Origin of the sequence: Streptococcus sp. k-378 (genome assembly GCF_013277505.1) — a bacterium.
Taxonomy (GTDB): domain Bacteria; phylum Bacillota; class Bacilli; order Lactobacillales; family Streptococcaceae; genus Streptococcus; species Streptococcus pseudopneumoniae.
The window spans coordinates 1-1,194 of sequence record NZ_VMNC01000169.1 but is presented as its reverse complement, the minus strand read 5'-3'; the positions used below and the strand labels follow the sequence as shown (position 1 = coordinate 1,194).

The 1,194-nt window shown below is 43.7% G+C and carries 2 protein-coding genes; both read right to left on the bottom strand.

Annotated features, from left to right (window positions below; genetic code table 11):
- Nucleotides 1–101: 101 nt before the first annotated feature.
- Nucleotides 102–914 (bottom strand): 2-amino-4-hydroxy-6-hydroxymethyldihydropteridine diphosphokinase, encoded by an 813-nt coding sequence (gene folK, locus HT719_RS11190; RefSeq protein ID WP_172929241.1) that lies wholly within the window; start codon nt 912–914, stop codon nt 102–104.
- 158 nt (nt 915–1,072) lie between these two features.
- Nucleotides 1,073–1,194: GTP cyclohydrolase I (locus HT719_RS11185; protein WP_172929239.1), on the bottom strand; the 122-nt coding region annotated here is incomplete at its 5' end.

Sequence of the window (1,194 nt, the reverse complement as noted above, 5' to 3'; positions counted from 1 at the left end):
GTTTTGAGGTTGCAGATAGAGCTGACGTGGTTTGAAGAGATTTTCGAAGAGTATAAAAACTCTAGCCTTCAGTTGCAAGTGACTGAAAACTAGAGTTTTTTCTATTTTTTCAAAGCATCATACAAGTTGCGAATAGGTTGCTTTAATGTCGGATGGATAAAATGAGGCGCAATTTCCTGTAAGGACTCAAGGACAAAAAGGCGTTCCGCTATGTAAGGATGAGGCAAGATAAGGTCATCTGTATAAAGGATCTGGTCCTCCACAAAGAGCAAGTCCAAATCAATCAAACGAGGCCCCCAATGTACTTTTCTCACCCGTCCCATCTCTGACTCAATGGCTAACAAGGTCTCTAATAGAACTTGGGCGGGCAACCAGGTTTCAACCTCAACCACTTGATTTACAAAGCTATCCTGCTCCACACCACCCCAAGGCTCCGTCGTCAAGACACTGGACTCTTTGAGAATATATATACCTCGATTTCGCAGTTTCTCAATGGCTTGTTTCAAGTTTTCTCGCTTATCCCCCATATTGCTTCCTAGGGCGATAAAGGCTCGTTGCTTGCGACGATGAATGGTTACTGAGCAAGTATCTAGTGGCAAATGCACCGGTGCCCAAGGTTTTTTCAGTTCCAGCTGAATTTCTTGGACAAGAGGATAGGCCTCAAAGGTACGTTCTACCAGTTTGTAGGCTACCGTTTCAATCAAGTCCTCAGTTGTTTCCTGAAACCAAGCCGTCCACTGCTGGCACAATTCTCCGTAATGGACAGAGGCTGTTAAATCCAAGTCTGTAGCCGCCTTGGTCATATCATAGGATAGGATTGCGGAAATAACAAACTTCTGCCCCAATTCTTTCTCACTCGGAAAAAGACCATGATAGGCAAACATTTCCAAATCCTTAATCTGCAGTTGATCCATAACTAGTCCTTTCTAGAAAAATCCGCCCAAAGCGGATTCTTTTTATACTCAATGAAAATCAAAGTGCAAACTAGGAAGCTAGCCGCAGGCTGCTCAAAACACTGTTTTGAGGTTGCAGATGGAAGCTGACGTGGTTTGAATTTGATTTTCGAAGAGTATTATAGTCCCATTAAACGATAAGCCTGATCTCGGAGGTCCTTATCTGTTTCAAATAGACCACGAGCTACTGTCGTCAAGGTGGCAGTGCCTGGTTTTCTGACACCACGCATACTCATACACA